This is a genomic window from Terrimonas pollutisoli, from assembly GCF_029360765.1.
Lineage (GTDB): Bacteria > Bacteroidota > Bacteroidia > Chitinophagales > Chitinophagaceae > Terrimonas_B > Terrimonas_B pollutisoli.
In genome coordinates this window covers 405,403-426,012 of sequence record NZ_JARKNA010000001.1, presented here as the reverse complement: position 1 = coordinate 426,012, position 20,610 = coordinate 405,403, and the positions used below count along the sequence as shown (strand labels likewise).

9 protein-coding genes are annotated in these 20,610 nt (G+C 40.2%); 2 read left to right on the top strand and 7 right to left on the bottom strand.

Annotation, left to right across the window (positions count from 1 at the left end; genetic code table 11):
- Nucleotides 1-68: 68 nt before the first annotated feature.
- From P2W73_RS01660 to P2W73_RS01630, 7 genes are all read right to left on the bottom strand, one after another.
- Nucleotides 69-3,347 carry a VCBS repeat-containing protein gene (locus P2W73_RS01660; protein ID WP_276500236.1) on the bottom strand — a complete coding sequence of 1,093 codons (3,279 nt, stop codon included), beginning with the start codon at nt 3,345-3,347 and terminating at the stop codon, nt 69-71.
- 54 nt (nt 3,348-3,401) lie between these two features.
- Complete coding sequence (locus P2W73_RS01655; RefSeq protein WP_276500235.1) at nt 3,402-4,106, bottom strand: 3-keto-disaccharide hydrolase; 705 nt, start codon at nt 4,104-4,106, stop codon at nt 3,402-3,404.
- Between the two features lie 32 nt (nt 4,107-4,138).
- Nucleotides 4,139-7,408, bottom strand: a complete 3,270-nt coding sequence (locus P2W73_RS01650; RefSeq protein WP_276500234.1) for a VCBS repeat-containing protein — start codon at nt 7,406-7,408, stop codon at nt 4,139-4,141.
- Between the two features lie 115 nt (nt 7,409-7,523).
- Nucleotides 7,524-8,099 (bottom strand): hypothetical protein, encoded by a 576-nt coding sequence (locus tag P2W73_RS01645; protein ID WP_276500233.1) that lies wholly within the window; start codon nt 8,097-8,099, stop codon nt 7,524-7,526.
- A gap of 20 nt (nt 8,100-8,119) precedes the next feature.
- The gene (locus P2W73_RS01640; protein WP_276500232.1) at nt 8,120-11,509 is read right to left on the bottom strand and encodes a VCBS repeat-containing protein; all 3,390 of its coding nucleotides are present in this window, start codon (nt 11,507-11,509) and stop codon (nt 8,120-8,122) included.
- A gap of 113 nt (nt 11,510-11,622) precedes the next feature.
- Entirely contained in the window at nt 11,623-13,233 is a 1,611-nt protein-coding gene (locus P2W73_RS01635) for a RagB/SusD family nutrient uptake outer membrane protein (RefSeq protein WP_276500231.1), read from the bottom strand.
- 34 nt (nt 13,234-13,267) lie between these two features.
- Nucleotides 13,268-16,168 (bottom strand): SusC/RagA family TonB-linked outer membrane protein, encoded by a 2,901-nt coding sequence (locus P2W73_RS01630; protein ID WP_276500230.1) that lies wholly within the window; start codon nt 16,166-16,168, stop codon nt 13,268-13,270.
- 492 nt (nt 16,169-16,660) lie between these two features.
- On the opposite strand from P2W73_RS01630, the gene P2W73_RS01625 reads away from it, so the two are divergent.
- On the top strand, nt 16,661-19,849 hold the full coding sequence (locus P2W73_RS01625) for a ligand-binding sensor domain-containing protein (RefSeq protein ID WP_276500229.1): 3,189 nt from the start codon (nt 16,661-16,663) through the stop codon (nt 19,847-19,849).
- Entirely contained in the window at nt 19,849-20,610 is a 762-nt protein-coding gene (locus P2W73_RS01620; protein ID WP_276500228.1) for a response regulator transcription factor, read from the top strand. The genes P2W73_RS01625 and P2W73_RS01620 overlap by 1 nt, the downstream gene beginning before the upstream one ends.

Below are 20,610 nucleotides of genomic sequence, written 5' to 3'. Positions count from 1 at the left end.
TTACCTCCTCTCATATGTATCATTCTTTGGGTTAATCGTCTCAAAAAAAATTACGAAGAGCCGGGGGATTAATTACTGTAAAAAAGAAGGCTGTCATTATTTCTTGCAATAATAAGAAAATCTCTTCCGCGGATCTTAATTCTTTTTATATCCCTCACCTGCCCGTCCAGTTGCAAACCTGATTGCAATGACGGCAACGAAATAAATGAAGATGATTGATTGAGTAAAAGATTACCGTAACTGGCATCATATCTGCCTTCGAAAGGTAATACGCCAAAAAAATTGCCGGCGGTAATAATATCGTTAGCGCCATCCCTATTGAAGTCGCCGGTGATAAATGCAAAAACAGGCGACCACTGCACAGGGAAAGGAAGTTTAGTCATCTGTAGAGCGCCTCCTGTGTTTTTTACCAGGACGGAGGAAAGATTACTCACCGTTAGTTTAGACATTTCGTTAAGCTTGTCGCCCAGTATCTCGTCCACTGTTAAACCGGCCATTGTTTTATAATCGAGGTATTTTTTTTTGATCATGCCGGGAAATACCCTTTCAATCTCTTCTTTTCCCAAAAAAAAGTAATATTGCCCATCTCTCTCAATCGACATCAACTGGTCCATATCACCGTTTTTATCAAGGTCACCGGTATATAGCTGTAAAGGAAAACCATTTTTCACCTGCAGCTTCGAGTTCTCTCCCCAATTACCTACTAAAAGATCTTCATAACCATCTTTGTCTATATCCGAAGCATATACAGATGTCCATAAACCTGTTGCCTCCTGCAAACCAAGTTGGCTGGTAGCATTATGCAGCTTGCCTGCAATATTTTTATAAACTACTATGGGCATCCATTCTCCTACTATTACGAGATCCTTCCACCCATCTTTATCCAGGTCAGTCCAGGCTGCATCGGTAACCATACCGACCTTTTGTAAGCCCGGAGCCAACCGCTCATCTGCAACTGTAAAGGAAGCTTTTCCATTGTTTATTAAAATGTAGGATTGCGGCGTCTCACCATAACGATTTGTCACGACTCTTCCGCCTACAAATAAATCGAGATCGCCATCATGATCTATATCAGCCGCTATAGCCACCGATTTGTTTTGATACATCGGAGGCAGATTGCCTTTTGTAAAACCACCCTTGCCATTATTAATATAAAGCCTGTCTAACAGAGCCGGGTTATTACCTGCCATTTCATTACCACCGCTTACTACATACAGATCTTCATCCCCGTCACCATCTGCATCAAAGAAAACTGCATTTACATCTTCGCACAATGAATCGGGAATAAATAAACTTTCATTGGTGCTGATAAATTTTCCCTGGACAGTTTGCTGAAATAATTTGCTCGTCTGTCCTTTAGCACCGCCCACAAAGAAATCATCTAAGCCATCGCCATTAACATCGGCCACTGCTAGTTTAGGTCCCATAGCCGAAACCCCGTGAGGTATCAATTGTTGGGTATTAAAATCAAAAAAAAGATTCTCCCGGTGCCTGTAGTCAACCTGAATCGAATCAGTAACATTTTTAAAAAAGATATTGGCTGCAGCAGGTTGTAAAATTTTATTGGCTACTCCCGACGATTTTTGTTCTATGACTAACAATTGCCCTCCTTTGATATTTGTCATCGTCTGCAGGCTGCCATCCGGCCATGTGATCTGAAGTGAATCTACCTTATCGGTTTTTCCAAGACCAAAGTGCAATACAGGAGATGATGAGCTTTCGAATCCTCTTGTAGCTGTTACATAGTTTAGTTGTATGCCTGCTTTTGTTTTAATAACAACTTTACTCCCATATGCCAATGTATTATTACCTGCGGACCGCAATTGAATATCCAAGTAATGATTCCCAGATTGCTGGTTTGAATTGTTACGGTAGATACCTGCCGGTGAATTGATATTATTTACAACCAGGTCAAGATCGCCGTCATTGTCGAGATCGCCGTAAGCAGCGCCATTTGAAAAGCCCGGACTATTAATGCCCCAGTTTTGGGTTTGCTCATTAAATTTCAATTCGGGTGAACCTTTAAAAATATAATTACTGACCTTGCCTTCCGGCATTTTACTGATCGCTAATCTATCAGCAGATTTATCTTTTTGTATCTGCGCCGCAATATCAGCCGTGGAAATAAACTTCAAAAAGTCAAGATCGTTTGGCCTTCGCAATATTCCGTTCGTTACAAAAAGATCTTTTATACCATCATTATCAAAGTCGGCCAGTAGTGGTGACCAGCTCCAATCCGTAGCTGCTATGCCTGCGTACAAACCGATGTCACTAAATTTTTTTCCACCCCCGGTATTCAGTTGCAGGCAATTTCTTGCATTCTGGTGATGATATCCCTTACTCATTTTAAAATCATAAACATCGGGATTATCATCACTTACCGAAGATTTTAATATTTTTTCATCCGCAGGCAGCATATCCAGCGTAACTATATCCAGCCAACCGTCATTGTTCACATCACCGGCGTCACTTCCCATCGAAAACCGGCTTTCATGTCCAAAAGCTTCTTGATTCATTTCTGAAAAAGTACCATTCCTGTTATTGAGATAGTAATAATCATTTTCATGAAAATCATTACTTACATAAATATCGTCCCAGTTATCATTGTTAAAATCGGCGATAACGACATTTAAGCCATAACCAATGATGCTGCTATAAATTCCTGCCTGTTCTGTTACTTCCCGGTATACAATTTTATCTCCCGTCTTATCACACCTGAATAATTTATCACCACTCACTTCACTTTTTCTTCTGCGTGCAGCCGTATCAACATAAGTATCCGTTGAATGAACGGAATGATTAACAAGGAACATATCCAGGTCGCCATCCTTATCGTAGTCAAAAAAGGAAGCTTGTGTATTAAACCCTTCTGCGTCCAATCCATATTCCTTTGCTCTTTCGGAGAAAGTACCATCGTGATTATTTATAAAAAGTTCATTGCGGCCATGTAGTGATTTATATTTCCCCACTTCACACACATAAATGTCGAGCCAACCATCTGCATTCACATCAGCCATGGTTACCCCTGTTTTCCAATTGCCATTACCGGCTACGCCTGCTTTTTCCGTAATATCTTCAAAACGAATACCGCCCTTATTCAGATATAATTTGTTGCTGCCTTGGTTGCTGGTAAAATAAATATCGTCTAAACCATCATTATTAATATCGCCAACGGACACGCCGCCGCCATTATAGAAGTAGAGATAGTCAAGTATATTGAAGCTGTCGGCTTCACTGATCGTATTCTGAAAATAAATACCTGTTACATCCGGAGATAAAACAGTAAAAAACTTCTCTTCACGATTACAGGAAATAAAAACAAGTAACCCTGTTACAATCAACGTCAAAGAAAACCTTTTGTTAAAAAAACAATGCATATAGTAATTACGTCAACAGGGCTTTTACTTAAGCTCAGCTATTTCTATTTTCCGGTAATAAATTTCAGCGCCTTCGGACTGAACAAGAATTTTTCCTTTTTGCTCACTCGGATCTTCAAATTCATTTACGACTTTACCATTTACAATATAAGTAACCTTTCCCTTGTTGGCGATAATTTCTACCTGGTTCCATTCACCCGTCGGATTTTCGGCATCTTCTTTCTTATATACTCTTGTATAATCATTGGGTTTTGTTCGTTCACCATTAATTTTTACGGTAGTACTGTCAATCAGCCATAGATCTCCAACATCTCCTTCCTGTATCTGGCACTCGATTGATTTTGGCCAAACGGTATCTTTTTCGGCTGCCGGGAAATAGAAACAAATACCATTGTCACGTTTAACATCAGCGCCATCTCTTGGCGGATATTTTTTTACACCCCATTTAAATTCTGCGACCAAATGAAAATTTGTATAGATTTTTTCTGTTGCAATATACCCGAATTCCTTGCCTGAGATGTGCAGTATATTATCTTCAACGAGGAATATTTTTTCGGCATCATTATTTTTTCCTTTTTTGTTCAGGAAAGTGTACCAACCATCTAAATTTTTCCCGTTAAACAATGACTTTGTTTTTTTCTCAGCCGAAGAAGAGCTCTTTTTACTGTCGTCCTGGGCATCGGCACACACAAAAAGAAAAAAGCATCCCGCTGTTAGTAAAAATTTCATGATTATCTCTTTATTTGGTGGTAAGTTATCATTCAATTCTTTTTTAATTCTTTTATTTCTGCCTGCGCATTATTCTTTGCAACAAGCAGCAACGTTTTGTTGTTTGCCTTTGTCAGCGTTATATCTCTTACCGCACCCCGGATGTACAAACCACTTTCTGTTCCTTTTATTGCTGTAAAGTTTCCCTTTCCATCGCCTTTCAGCATCACCCCATATGATGCATCATAGATTCCCACTTCCGGTTTGGATTCATAAAAATTGCCGCCCATCACTATATCTTTTCTTCCATCTCCGTCTACATCCTCTACTGCTATTGCATACACAGGAGACAGCTGCGCTTCATTGCTTAATGCCTGCTTGATAAAACCTCCCTTCCTATCGTTGATAAATACACAGCTCCGCAGCTCATATGCCTCCAGCTTCACGGCCTTGCTTAACTGTGCTTCCGTAAAAATATCTTCCACTCCCTGCAACTTATAGTCTTCATACTTCAGGTATTTTTTCTTCAGATACGGAAGCACCGATACCAGATCATGTCTTAGGGCCATCGGGTAGGCATTATCGCCATTATAACAACTGACTATCTGTTCCGTCGATCCGTTCTCATCAAAATCACTCACATACATACTCACCGGCTTTGTGTCACTGGCTTTAAACCTTGAGTTCAGTCCATGATTGCCACCTATCATGTCCGGATATCCATCTCCGTTTATATCGGCTACTACCAACCTGTTCCACCACCCATTGGTTTTTTCAAGTCCTGCTATTTCGGTTGTTTCTTTTAATTTGTTTCCTTCATTGTGAAACAATCTTACCGGCATGTATTCTCCTGTCACCGCCAAATCCATCTTGCCGTCTTTATCATAGTCCAGCCACTGCGCATCGGTGATCATTCCGGCTTTTACAAGTGATGGTGCTACCTGGCCGGTTAGATCTTTAAAAATCCCTTTGCCATTGTTTTGAAGTATATAGCCTTTGCAGGGGTAACCATATAGCATCGGTTTTAGTCTTGTTCCCACAAACAGGTCCATATCGCCATCAGCATCATAGTCTGCTGCCCTTACACAGGAGGAGCCTTCAAAATTGTAGGATGGAAGTACCGGTGCTGATCTTGTGAGTTTCCCTTTGCCATCATTGATATACAGCCGGTCTATCAGTTCCAGTGATTTGGCCGGAAATTCATTGCCGCCGCTGCATACATACAGGTCTTCATCACCATCACCATCGCAATCAAAAAATAATGCATCGGTATCTTCACTTCCTTTATCTGCTGCCAACAGCGATTCATTGGTTTTGATAAATCTGCCTTCCGCCGTTTGCTGGTATAAAACACCGGCCTGATCTTTAGCACCGCAGATATAAATATCTTCCAGGCCGTCTTTATTAATATCTCCTTTGGCCAGCCGCGGACCTTGTGTGGACAGCATGTGGAAGGTGAGTTTGTCACGGTTAAAATCTACAAACGGATTTTCGGTATGCACAAAGTCAAGCCCATAGTTTGTAAGGCTTTGGGTGAAGATAGTTGTCGGTTGATGATTACCGGTTACACTTCGACTGTCGCTCAGTGGTAACTGGTAACTGGTAACCGGCATCACTGCTTCTTTTTGCTTTACTGTTATATGCTGGTTGGGCTTTACATTTTTTAGCACACTTTTCTTCCCATCATTCCATTCCACCACCACTGAATCAATGATGCTGCATTTTCCCAGTCCAAAGTTCAGGCAACAGTCCACTGTTGATTCAAAACCACGCATCGGCATCTGCTCCTGGTAAGCCAGTGTGTTGTTGTACCATACCGTTACTTTACTGCCAAGACCATAACGGTTTTTGTATTCTCCCTGCAATGACACTTTTAAATATTTATTCTCCGGGTGCTGCTGTACACTTTCATTGCGATATACAAAGCAAGGCATATTAACATTGTTCACTACTAAATCCAGATCACCATCTCCATCCAGATCTCCATACGCCGAGCCATTGGAAAATGATGGCTCGGCTAATCCCCATTCTTTTGCTTTATTGCTAAACGTTAAATCCCCATTGTTTCCAAATGCATAATTAGGTATCGCATGCGAAGGAATTAAATCGATCAGCTTACTGTAATCGGCTTTGCCGGAAACGACCTCATTAAAAAAATTTTCGTTGGCTATATATTGAATATAATCCTGGTTGATGAGATCCTGGTAAATGCCATTCGCTACGAAAATGTCTTTGAAGCCATCATTATCAAAGTCCGTTATCAAAGCTCCCCAGCTCCAATCGGTGGCAGCTACTCCTGAAAAACGTCCTATTTCGCTAAAGCTATTGTCCCCATTGTTCAACTGCAGCATATTGCGGGTAAACTGGTGATAATAATCATACTGCAAATTCAGTTGATATTTATCCCAGTTCTCAAATGTGATATTTGTTTTGATCCTTGTTTCATCTTCAGGAAGCATTTCAGTAACAAAAATATCCGGGTGTGCATCGTTGTTTATATCCGCCATGTCGGCCCCCATCGATGCGTTGCTGATACTCATCATTTCATCTTCAAGTGTTTCCCTGAATGTTCCGTCGTGGTTATTTATATAGAGGTAATCCCGTTCAAAAAAATCATTGGATACATATATATCCTGCCAGCCGTCATGGTTGATATCACCCACTGTAACACCTAAACCAAAACCAATTACACTTCCGTATATACCCGCCTGCTCACTGATGTCGGTAAAGTGATTTCCATCATTGCGAAAAAATTTATGCCCGCCTATTGAATCCCGGATATTTCTTTCGTTGTGCTGAAGATTAAAACTCCCGATTGCTTTAAACGAATTATTCAATAAAAACATATCCAGATCACCGTCCTTATCGTAATCAAAGAAAGCAGCATGCGTTGACAAACCCCGATCGTCTAACCCATATTCCTTTGCTTTTTCGGTAAAAGTTACTTTGCCTCCTTCTATTCCATTATTGATGTATAATTCGTTCTCCCGTTGATCGCCTTTTATATCGCCACTGTTGCATACGTAAATATCGAGAAGGCCATCACCGTTTACATCTGCCATGCTTACCCCTGTTGACCATTTTCCTTTTTTTCCTATGCCCGCTTTCTCCGTAACATCTTCAAACTGAAAATTGCCTTTGTTCAAAAACAATTTACTTGATTCCATATTGGCTGTAAAGAACAGATCAGGAAGGCTGTCATTATTTACATCACCAATAGCAACACCACCTCCATTATAAAAATTCCGGTAAGTATATATATTGAAATGCCGGTCGTAAGAAAGTTTATTATTGAAATGAATATTGGTTTGTTCGGGTGTCATTTTTTGAAATAAAACCTTTGGTTCGGAATTATTTCGGCATGAGCAGAACAGCAATAACAGGAACAGACAGGCAATTCCGGATATTTCTTTTATACAATAATTTCTGATAAACATATTATTTTTTTACTTCCACCACACTCAGGTCAGTATATTCTACTTTAACATCTGTGTCATCAAATATTCCAATGATGATCTGGCGGTTACCATCAATTTTTACATGGGTTGTTCCCCGCTTAGCATCCCGAACCGTGATAAAATGATTCCCTTCCGGATACCATTTTTTATAAAGATTCACTACATCTGGTAAGAGTTTATCGGAGCCAAGTTCTTTATTCCACGGCATCCACCCTTTATACCTGAATTTTGTCCATAGCTTATGAATTTTGCCGTCTTTAAACTCCGGGTAAAAATTCATCTCGGCAGGATGTTTCAATTCTTTATTTTCCAATTCATGTAAAACACTTGTATTGCCCGGACCATCCCTGAACATCCCTTTTTTATTCAGATTCCAGCAATGCACATAAAAATCTTTATTAGTCATTCCCAAATTAATTCCCCAAAAAATATCATTTACTTTTTTATTACTGTTTAATTCTTTTTTGACGAGTGAATCATATTCATCCATTGTTGAATGCTGACAAGCATACAGCCCTATCGTCAAAAACAGTAAATAATATTTCAATCCACTCATCTTTAGTAACCCGTGTTTTGCTATTTTAAATAATCTATTACCTGCAATGATGCATTGTTCTTAGCAACCAACAGCAGTTTTTTATTTCCTGCCTTTAACCACACTGCATCTCTTACTGCTCCCTGTATATGCAATCCGCTTGCTGTTCCTTTTATTGCTGTAAAGTTTCCCTTCCCATCTCCCTTAAGCAGCACCCCATACGAGGCATCATAGATGCCCACTTCCGGTTTGCTTTCATAAAAGTTTCCACCTATCACTATATCCTTTATTCCATCTCTGTCTACATCCTCCACTGCTATTGCATACACAGGAGACAGCTGCGCTTCATTGCTTAATGCCTGCTTGATAAAACCACCTTTCTTATCGTTGATAAATACACAGCTCCTCAACTCATACGCATCCAGTTTCACTGCTTTGCTCAGCTGTGCTTCCGTAAAAATATCTTCTACTCCCTGCAATTTATAGTCTTCGTACTTCAGGTACTTCTTCTTCAAATAGGGAAGCACCGATACCAGGTCATGCCGCAACGACATCGGGTATGCATGATCGCCATTATAACAACTCACCACCTGCTCCGTCGAACCATTCTCATCAAAATCACTCACATACATACTCACCGGCTTTGTTTCACTGGCTTTAAATCTTGAGTTCAGTCCATGATTGCCACCTATCATGTCTGCATAACCATCACCGTTTATATCGGCTACCACCAACCTGTTCCACCAGCCATTGCTTTTTTCAAGTCCCGCCGCTGCTGTCACTTCTTTAAACTTTCCATTTTCATTGTGATACAATCTTACCGGCATATATTCTCCAGTCACCGCCAAATCCATTTTTCCATCGTTATCATAATCCAACCACTGCGCATCGGTGATCATGCCGGCTTTGATTAGTGAAGGGGCTAATTGCTCCGTTACATCTTTAAAAATCCCTTTGCCATTGTTTTGAAGTATATAGCCTTTGCAGGGGTAACCATATTGCATTGGTTTTACTCTTGTTCCCACAAACAGGTCCATATCGCCATCACCATCATAGTCTGCTGCTCTTACACAGGAGGAGCCTTCAAAATTGTAGGATGGAAGTACCGGTGCTGATCTTGTGAGTTTCCCTTTGCCATCATTAATATACAGCCGGTCGATCAGCTCCAGTGATTTGGCAGGAAATTCATTGCCACCACTGCATACATACAGGTCTTCATCACCATCACCATCGCAATCAAAGAATAATGCATCGGTATCTTCGCTTCCTTTATCTGCTGCCAGCAACGATTCATTGGTTTTGATAAACCTTCCTTCCTTTGTTTGCTGATATAAAACTCCCGGCTGGTCTTTGGCGCCGCAGATATAAATATCTTCCAGTCCGTCCTTATTGATATCTCCTTTGGCCAGCCGCGGGCCTTGTGTGGACAGCATGTGGAAGGTGAGTTTGTCACGGTTAAAATCTACAAAGGGATTTTCTGTATGTACAAAGTCAAGCCCGTAGTTTGTAAGGCTTTCAGTGAAAATAGTTGCTGACTGCTGATTACTGGCAACTGGCAACCGGTAACCGGTAACTGATAACACTGCTTCTTTTTGCTTTACTGTTATATGCTGGTTGGGCTTTACATTTTTTAGCACACTTTTCTTCCCATCATTCCATTCCACCACTACTGAATCAATGATGCTGCATTTTCCCAGTCCAAAGTTCAGGCAACAGTCCACTGTTGATTCAAAACCACGCATCGGCATCTGCTCCTGGTAAGCCAGTGTGTTGTTGTACCATACCGTTACTTTACTGCCAAGACCATAACGGTTTTTGCCTTCTCCCTGCAATGACAGTTTTAAATATTTATTCTCCGGGTGCTGCTGTACACTTTCATTGCGGTATACAAAGCAAGGCATGTTAACATTGTTCACTACTAAATCCAGATCACCATCTCCATCCAGATCTCCATACGCCGATCCGTTGGAAAATGATGGCTCGTCTAATCCCCATTCTTTTGCTTTATTGCTAAACGTCAGGTCGCCGTTATTGGCAAAGGCATAATTTGGAATCGCATGCGATGGAATTAAATCTATGAGGCGGGTAATTACATTTTTTTCCTTATTGAGTATTTGCTGTTTTATTTCGTTATAAGCACCGCTGGTATATTGAATATAATCCTGGTCGGTGATGTCTTTAGCAATACCATTTGCTACAAAAATATCTTTGAAGCCATCGTTATCAAAGTCCGTTATCAAAGCTCCCCAGCTCCAGTCGGTGGCTGATACATTGGCAAAACGGCTGATCTCGCTGAAATATGTTTCCTTCCTGTTTTCTTTGTTTACAATGCTTCCCTGGTTTAACTGCAGCGAATTCCGAACAAATTGCTTGTAATATCCGCTGGTAAGATTAGCCTGGTACTTATCCCAATTTTCAAAAACAGTTTTTGTTTTTACTCTTTCTTCGTTTTCCGGAAACATATCCGTTACATAAATGTCAGCATAGCCGTCATTATTTATATCTGCAATATCGGCTCCCATTGAGTTCATACTAAGTTCACGGATATATTTTTCAGCCGCTTCTTCGAAATGACCATTTTGCTGGTTGAGATAAAAGTAATCCCGTTCAAAAAAATCATTGGATACATAAATGTCCTGCCAGCCGTCTTTATTAATGTCTGTAATAGTAACTCCCAGGCCAAATCCTATTTTACTGCTGAAAATTCCTGACGACGATGTAACATCAGTAAAACGATTGTCATCATTCCTGTATAACTTATTTCCGCCCAATGAATCCGCATATGCTCTCTCATCTTTTACTAAATCATAATTACCGACAGACCGAAAAGAATTATTAAGCAGGTAACAATCCAAATCACCGTCCCTGTCATAATCAAAGAAAGCAGCATGGGTGGATAAGCCACGATTATCCAAACCGTATTCTTTGGCTTTTGGTACAAACTTTAAATTTCCCTGGTTAATAAATAATTCATTGCTCCTGTTCAGGCTTGTTATATCACCAGATTTACATACATAAATATCCAGCAAGCCGTCGCCGTTTACATCAGCCATCGTAACACCTGTTGACCAAACACCTTCGGAAACAATTCCCGACTGAGCCGTAATATCTTCAAACTGAAAATTGCCTTTGTTCAAATAAAGTTTATTGGACTGTTGATTGGAGCAAAAAAAGAGATCGGGTAATCCATCATTATTTATATCGCCGATGGCTACGCCACCACCGTTAAAAAAATTCCTGAAGGTATAGGGATTGAATTCTTCCGTATAGGAAACAGCGTTGATAAAATTGATGCCGGTAGTTTCGCCAGGCAACTTTGTGAACAGGCGAACAGGATCTTTCTTCGCTGTGCAGCCAGCAACAAAAATTGATACGCTGCCCACAAGAAAAACTAGTATGACTATTCGAAAAATAAATTGTTCACTCTTCATGACAACACTAATCGTTTTTTCACATTGAATCAGTCCCCACCATAATTGAAGAAACAGGCGAAAAAATTCGCCTGTTTTGATTGCTAAACTTACTGCTTATGGATGAGAGAAACTTAATATCCGGGGTTCTGTTTTAAATTTTTATTTGCATTAATCACACTTTCAGGTATCGGGAAAATGTTCACATGTGCGCTGGCATCAGCAGGATGGAACTTGAAAGCGGCATTATATGTTCCAAAGCGTATCATATCCTGCCTTCTCGTGGTTTCAAAAAACATTTCTCTGCCTCTTTCTGCCAAAAATGTGCCTGCCGTCATGGTTACATAAGGATCAACACCGCCATGCATTGTTCTTATCTCATTAACGATCGCCAGGGCGGCAGGATCATTCCAGTTAGTAGCTTTTCTTGCCACAGCTTCTGCTTTTGTCAATAATATGTCAGCATAACGGAAAAGAACGAAATCGTTGCTTAATTGACCTGTCATGTTTCTATAAAATTCGTATTTGCCGATACGAGCACCGGATTGCCGCCAGGCTCCGGGGAATAATTCATTGATATAGGGAGTATAAGTAACAAGAGTACTATCAGGATCTGTGGGATCAGCGGCATTATCTGTAAGACGTGTAACGCCATCAGACTTATATTGTGGCCCTACGATAAAATTGCTTAGCCTTCTATCTTTTGTTCCTAACACCTTTGCACCGTTCGGACTCGTACCAATAACAGAGTCTTGCGGGCCAGGGTTTTGAACAGGATCAATATAGGAATTATAAAATTCCTGAACCGATGCCCAGCCATTCCATGGTTGTGCGGTCATTTTGTATGTTTCCTGGCTTTCCATGTGCAAAGTCATGTGAGGAAGATTAAAACCTCTTGCCTGCACTTCATCATAGGGGATTACCCAAATAAACTCTGTAGAACCTTTATTGTCTTTCTTGAAATTATCTCTATAGTTGGGCATTAAAGCATACTTACCTGAATTAATAATATCATCGCAGGCGGCAATACATTTATCCCACTGAGCCGTGCCGGTATAAACTTCGGCGTTCAAATATAATTTAGCCAGCACAGCTTTGGCAGTATAATAGTTTACTCTTCCATAAGTAGCGTTATCATTGGGTCCTGTTTGTTGCAAATCGGGAAGTGCATCGGTTAACTCTTTCTCCACAAAATCATATACTTCTTTGCGGGTATTATTTGGTGGCGGATCAGTTTTTGCAAAATCGGTGCTAATGGGAACATTGCCAAACAGGTCAAGCAGCCAATAATAATAAATGGCTCTTAATGCCTTTATTTCTGTCATAAATTTTTCAGAAGAAGGAGTGCCTATTGGCTCCAATATTGCCAGCACCCGGTTGCAGGTATTTACTCCTTTGAAAAGAAACCCCCATGTGTTTTCAGGTCCCCCGTCATTAGGTTTGTACGTATGTAATTTTAGACGTACCCAATGGCCACCATCTCCCCAGTCCGGTCCTCTTGTTGGTACCACTACTTCATCAGAAGGTACTTCCTGCAGACGCATGATATTTCCATCAGCGCCAAAGCTGCCATAAAGATTTGTATAGGCCGCCGCTAAAAGAGATACTACTTCCGCATCGGTTTGTCCAAAGTTCAGATTAGTAGCCAACCCCGAGACCAGTTCTTTTTCATCAAGCTTGGTACAGGAAGCAGATATCAAAAGCAAGCCCATGAAAGAATATTTTGCAACAGATAAAATTCTCATATCAAACTAATTTTGACAAAATGATTCAAAAAAATTAAAACTTAAGATTCACGCCGAGAGTGTATGACCGGGTACGCACCCATGTATCTCTTGCATCAACACCGGGAGCCAGGATATTACCGCCATAAGCATATCTCACCTCAGGGTCAACACCGGTATAATCTGTTATTACAAATAAATTTTGTCCGTTAATATATGCTCGTAGCCCTTTGATAGCACCATCTCCTTTAAAATTAAAAGTATATCCAAGAGTGGCATTATCCAGTTTAACAAAAGAGGCATTTTCGACAAAGAGGTCGCTGAATGTTTGAGAATCGTTCAATTTAGGATTAAAGTACTTCGATTTTACAACATTATAGCTGGCGATTATAGTGGGTGCTGAACTTTCAAAGAAGGCACGATACGTATTTACCAGGTCATGTCCAAACGAGCCTCTAAGGAAGAAGTTTAAATCCCAATTGTTATAGCGGAATGTGTTGGTCCAACCTAATTCGAACTTGGGCAAGCCATTACCAATTTTTGTTTTGAAAGTGTCAAGTGCTGTAGTCTTTCCGTGACCATCGTCAAACAAAAATTTACCATTATCGTCTACCCCTCTAAAAATAGACCCCCAAATAATACCAATTTTCTCACCTTCTACAGCACGGGTAATTTGAGTTTGTTCCTGGCCTGGAGAACCAAGGTTACTTGCTCCAATTATGTTACCAGCAAGTTCTTTATTCAGTTTGGTAAGTTCAACACTGAAGGTTGAAAAATTTACTGAAGTATTCCAGTTAAAGATTTTATTTTTAAATACATCATATGCCAACAAGACTTCTACTCCTTTATTCTCCATTGTCCCGATATTCATCCACCTTCTGTTAGTTGGAAAGGGAGGAACAGGTACGGTAGCGTTAAACAACAAATCAGAGGTTTTACGATTGTAGTAGTCAACAGTACCTGTCAGGCGGCTGTTAAATAATGCAAAGTCAAGCCCCACATCAAATTCTGCTTTTCTTTCCCATTTTAAGTCTGGATTATCGTTTTGCGTTGGCTCATAAGCAGGAATATAATTACCATTGTACAAAAAGTTATTAGCTGTTGGCCCATACAGGAAGAGCGAGAGATAAGACCTTGGAGGTAAGGCTCCGGTTATACCATAGCTTGCTCTGAGTTTAAGAGAGTTTACACGAGCTATATCTGTAAGCCTGCTAATGTCAAGACCGGCACTGATGGCAGGAAAATTACCCCATTTGTTACGTTCACCGAATTGTGTCGAACCTTCCCTTCTCAAACTAGCCGAGAGGAACGCCAAATCTTTGTAGTTAAGGTTCAGTCTGCCGAAAAATGCAATTAATCTTGAGCCATCTTTATAACTGGTGGCTTCTGCTTTATTGTTTTTGAAATCAGCAGCACTGGCAAAGTTTTCGGATGTTATATCTGTAAGAAAATCGCCGGCACGCACTAAAAAGCCATTGTTCAAAAAGTCCTGATAAGAATAACCCACTACAGCCGCAAGGTTAAACTCATTAAATACTCTTTTATCATAAGAAAGAGTTGTTTCAAATAGCTTGTTGTAATTTTCATCATCCTGTTTTTGAGCCAAACCTTTACGGTCAAAGCCACTGCCACCGGGAATTAAACGTGTGTCAAATGAGGTCTTGGGAAGGTAAACCCACCTATAATTGCTGGTGTTCTCCTGTGCATACCGTCCAAGAAGTCTTAATCCCTTAATGATCTCAAAGCTTGCAGAAGCATTAATGTTCATTCTTTTAAGAACCCCCTCGTTAGTATTTTGCTCGAGCACCGCCAGTGGATTTGCATATTCCACAAAGTTTTGTTCTACATACCCACTACCTGTATAGTTGAGCCCGGTGTTAGCAGAATCGGTAGTACGACGCGGAGCTGTTGGATTAAAAATCGTTGCATACTGAAATGCTCTGTCAAAACCAAACTTAGAAGTACGCCTTGTAGCGTTTGCATCCAAGGTAAAAGTAACCCTGTCTTTTAAAGCCTTTTGCGTAAGACCAAAGTGACCATTGATTTGATCGAAGCCCGTTCTTATAGCAACACCTTGCACATCACGATAGTTAAATGAGGCAATATAATTAGTTCCATTACCTCCGCTACCAGCAAGAGACAGATTGTGAACATGTGAATATGCAGTTCTTGTAATTTCCTCATTCCAGTCGGTTTCTGCACCAAGGTCGCGGCCGCCGGCGGCTTTAAACTCCGCAGCTGTCATATGAGGAGTAAATTTACCCGGCACCTCGGCAGTTACCGTTCCATTATATGTTACAGTCGGTATCCTTCCACCTCTTTTTGTAGTAATAATAATTACGCCAGATGAGCCCCGCGTACCATAGATAGCGGCTGATGCAGCATCTTTCAACACGTCTATACTTTGAATATCATTTGGATCTACTGTGTTGATATCAGCACCAACCTGACCATCCACTACAATTAATGGAGAGCTATTAGCACCCAAAGTAGATAAACCCCTTAAACGCATGGTAAATCCAGCATTAGGATTGCCCCCGGGCCTTGAGATAGACAAGCCTGCAACTTTACCTTGTAGCAATTGAGCAACGTTGCCGATGTTTCCCTTATTAAATTGCTCAGCGCTTACAGTAGCTACAGCACTGGTTACTTCCTTCCTTCTTTGGGTACCATAACCCACGACCACCACTTCATTTAAAGTACCGGCCTGGGGAGTCAGTTGAAGATCGATTGTCGTTCTATTACCGACCGGCACTTCCTGTGTCATGTAACCTACGGATGAAAAAACAAGCACAGCTTGTTGATTCGGTACAGAAATGGTGAAATTGCCCTCAGCATTGGTGCTGGTACCGCTGGTGGTTCCTTTGGTGGTGACAGTGGCACCAGGCAGGGGAACATTATTGTTATCGGTTACCTTTCCCTGCACCTGCACCTGTGCAAAAATTGTAGTACTCAAAAAAAGCAGAGCTATAAATACAACAGCACGTATAAGCCGGGAAGGTGAAAGGTAAATAAAACAGTAACTCATAAGTTTAGTTGAAGTTGTTAGAAAAACAATTAGCAGATTGGAAGGAGAATATTAAGGCAATTGAAAATCTCTTTGCGCATTTAAACAAGCTATCCGCTACTAAAACTTCTGTCTGGCGCAGAAAAAAAATAAAAAAAAGATTTTTTTTGGCGTGCCTCTTCCAAAAGCACTCCGGATAAGAGTGAGGTTACTTTCATCATACAGCATTCATTATAGGTGAACAACAATCGCGGCAATTAAGTGTCACACAAACACTTATGTGAAGTAACTATTTATCCCTCGTTTTTCAAGCTTCATTTGTCTCGCAATTTGTCCAAATCGTCTCAAATTTATTCTTCCAATACTCAAGCCATCCGGCAAGCATCGCGGCTTGTTCGCTTAGAAATTTCAGTTACCTTTAAGCAACCAAACTTGCCATATTTGTCAATCAGGCTATCACTATCGCTGCTACTGTTTTCATTGGTCCTTTCACCAGCTATAGCAGTCGGACAGTCTCCCTATTATTTCAGGCATTACGAGGTAGAACATGGTCTTTCAAATAATACGGTGCTTTGTAGTGCCATGGACAAAAAAGGGTTTATGTGGTTCGGAACCATCGACGGCTTAAACCGGTTTGATGGCTACACCTTTAAAGTCTTTAGAAATGATCCTGCCAACCCAAAAAGTCTCGGCAATAATTCTGTCTTTTCGTTGCTTACCACTGATAATGGCAAAATCCTGGTTGGAACTGCAAAAGGGTTATACTACCACGACCCCATGGATCAAAGCTTTGAGCTAATACCCTTTACTTCCCACAAAGAGGTCAGGGCTCTTTGTAAAGACAACAGCGGAAATATTTGGTTTACTGTGAACAAAACACTCAACTCCTATAATGAGAATAGCAAAACGGTTCGTTCCTATCCACAGGAAATCCTGGCGACATCTATCTGTAAGGATCAGGATGGAACTGTGTGGGTTGCGACTTCCAATGGTTTTATTAATAAATATGATAAAGCCACTGATCGATTTACATCCTATGATCTTTTTTCAAAATCCCGGACAACTCCCGGCAGGTACATAACTAAGATTTTCAATACCAATAAAGGTTCATTACTGGTAGGTACATTAAACCAGGGAATAAAACTTTTTGATATTAAAACAAAAGCGTACAAAGATCTTCTCATCTACAATCACGACAAAACTGAAATATTCGCAAAAGATTTTATTCAATATTCGGAAGATGAATATTGGGCGGCAACTGAATACGGGCTGTTTATCTATAACATCAATGGTGGAAAATTTACCAGTCTCCGCATGCAGTATAACAATAGCTATTCTATTTCTGATAATGCAATTAACACATTATACAGGGATAAAGAAGGAGGTATATGGGCCGGCACAAGATTCGGAGGTATCAGTTATTACTCTTATCCGTACACTTCGTTCGAAAAATATTTTTCGCGGGATGGGATCAACTCTATTAAAGGAAATGGTGTACATGAAATTTGTCCCGATGGCCGGGGTAATTTATGGATCGGTACAGAAGACGCCGGATTGAATAAGCTCAATGTAAAAACAAAAGTATTTGAGCATTTTGTTCCTGACGGGAAAAAAGGAAGCATTTCCTACTCAAACATACATGGCCTTCTCATAGTGGACGATGAACTATGGATTGGAACTTATCAATATGGCCTTGACCGGATGAACCTGAAAACAGGCAAAATAATAAAGCATTATACTGCAGGCAAAAATTCGTTTGCCAGCAATTTCATCGTTCATCTCTATAAAACAAAATCAGGAAATATACTGGTGGGTACCTGGGAAGGACTTTTTCAATATAACAAACTGACTGATTCATTTTCACCAGTGGCCGGATTTCCATTCCAGACCCAATCAATTTTAGAAGATGAAAACGGCTTGCTGTGGATCTGTACACTCGGTAATGGAGTTTTTACACTCAATCAAAAAAACGGATTGATCAGCAATTTCAGGGCAAATTTTAAAAGCACAGATTCCCTGCCCAATAATATGGTGAACGGACAATTCAGGGACAGCCGTGGCAATTTATGGTTCGCTACCGAAGGGGGGTTGAGTAAATATGATCCACAAATAAGAAAATTTAAGACTTACAACATTACAAACGGGCTGCCGAGTAATTTTCTTTTTAAAATACTGGAAGACAAAAAAAATAATTTATGGATCAGCTCTACTAAAGGGCTTATATGTTTTAACCCGATTTCAGAATCGATAAAAGTTTATACGGTTGCTGATGGATTACTTAATGATCAGTTCAACTGGAATTCTGCTTATAAGGATTCGACCGGAAGAATGTATTTTGGGAGCGTAAAAGGCATGATCAGTTTTGTTCCTGAGAAATTTACCAGCAACACTGTAACACCTCCCGTTTACATCACAGGGATACAGTTATACGATAAGGAGTTGGTTGTAAACGGGAAAAAATCACCACTCAAAAAGTCAATTACTTACACGGACCAAATTACGTTACAACATGATCAGTCAACATTCAGCATTGATTTTGCAGCTTTGAGTTACACCTCCCCCGAGACGAATGAATATGCGTATAAGATGGAAGGCCTTGATAATGATTGGACACCACTGAAGACATACCGAAAGGCTTATTTCACCGAATTACCGCCCGGAGTTTATACGTTCAAAGTAAAAGCCGCAAACAGTAGCGGTATATGGAATAAAGAAGAAACAAGTCTAAGAATAGAAATATTGCCTCCTTTTTGGAAAAGCAAACTGGCCTATTTACTATATTCAGTTTTGATCATCGCTATCGTGTATGTTGTTTTTCGTATTTATCATAACAGGATTAATGAAAAGCACCAGCGGAAAATTGAACTTTTGGCGCATAAGACTGAAAAAGAACTGTACCAAAACAAAATTGAATTCTTTACCAATATTGCCCACGAAATAAGAACACCCTTAACGTTAATTCAGGGCCCGATGGAAAATATCATGAACCATGCAGATAAGGTCCCGGAAATAAAGAACAACCTCCGCATTATGGAACGGAACACCAACCGTTTGCTTGATATTTCCAACCAGCTACTGGATTTTAGAAAGATAGAAGCAAAAGGATTCAGCCTGAATTTTGAAAAAATCAATATCACAGAATTAATAGAGGACATCCATGCCAGTTTTCAGCCACTGGCCGATCAGCGAAATTTATCCTATTCGCTTGACCTGCCATCCAACGATTTTTATGCGTTGGTTGATAATGATTCTTTTCAAAAGATCTTAACCAATTTATATAGTAATGCTGTTAAGTATGCTGAAAACATTGTCCATGTAAAATTAACCTGGCTGGAAAAGGAAAATGAATTTCATATTGAATTTAGAAATGATGGTCTGTTAATTCCTGCAGAGAGTAAAGAAAAGATCTTTGAACCTTTTTTTAGAATAAAAGAAACCAATTATCAAAATGGTACGGGTATAGGATTGGCTATTTCCCGTGCTCTCACTGAACTACACAAAGGGACGCTGGACTTAAAAGAACCAATAGATGGCTTCAACATCTTTGTTCTTACACTCCCGGTAAACACCGATAACGATCGGGATTATAAATTAACTGTTATAGAACTTAACGCAGAAAATTTTACCTAATGGAATCAGTAGTTTTAATTGTGGATGATAACGCAGAGATCATTGAATTTCTTGCAGACAGCCTGAGACCAAAGTACGCGGTTTTAACTGCTCTTAACGGACAGAAAGCCATGCAGATTGTTGAAAACGAAACAGTACACCTGATCATCAGTGATATCATGATGCCGGTAATGGATGGTTTTGAAATTTGTAACAGGATTAAATCCAGCATCAACTATTGCCACATTCCTATTATTTTGCTGACTGCCAGGAAAACGCTGGATTCCCGTATCGAGGGATTGGAAAAAGGTGCAGATGCATATATTGAAAAACCATTTTCCCCCAAGCATTTGCTGGCGCAGATCGACAACCTTTTAACAAACCGTAATAAGCTAAAGGATTTTTTTGCAAGCTCTCCACTTACCCATATAAAAAGCATTGGCTATTCGAAAGCAGATGAAGAATTCCTGGAAAAGATCACTGACATTATTTCGAACAATCTTAAAAACCCGAATCTCGATGTTGAATTTCTTGCCCGTGAAATGTTTATGAGCCGTGCAACGCTTTATCGGAAAATCAATGATATCTGTAACCTGCCGCCTAATGAACTAATAAAAGTTAACCGGCTCAAACAAGCAGCCAAACTTTTAACAGAAGGCAAGTTTAAGCTGTATGAGATTTCGGATATGGTGGGATTCACATCGCAACATCATTTCGGAAGGTGTTTTTTCAAACAGTTCAATATGACTCCTTCAGAATTCCAGGCGAAAAGTCATAACTGA

What these genes read in the sequence shown, in the direction of transcription:
- P2W73_RS01640 (WP_276500232.1), bottom strand. Translation starts at nt 11,509, where the DNA reads ATGAAGAGTGAACAATTTATTTTTCGAATAGTCATACTAGTTTTTCTT.
- P2W73_RS01620 (WP_276500228.1), top strand. Translation starts at nt 19,849, where the DNA reads ATGGAATCAGTAGTTTTAATTGTGGATGATAACGCAGAGATCATTGAA.
- P2W73_RS01650 (WP_276500234.1), bottom strand. Translation starts at nt 7,408, where the DNA reads ATGACACCCGAACAAACCAATATTCATTTCAATAATAAACTTTCTTAC.
- P2W73_RS01645 (WP_276500233.1), bottom strand. Translation starts at nt 8,099, where the DNA reads ATGAGTGGATTGAAATATTATTTACTGTTTTTGACGATAGGGCTGTAT.
- P2W73_RS01655 (WP_276500235.1), bottom strand. Translation starts at nt 4,106, where the DNA reads ATGAAATTTTTACTAACAGCGGGATGCTTTTTTCTTTTTGTGTGTGCC.
- P2W73_RS01635 (WP_276500231.1), bottom strand. Translation starts at nt 13,233, where the DNA reads ATGAGAATTTTATCTGTTGCAAAATATTCTTTCATGGGCTTGCTTTTG.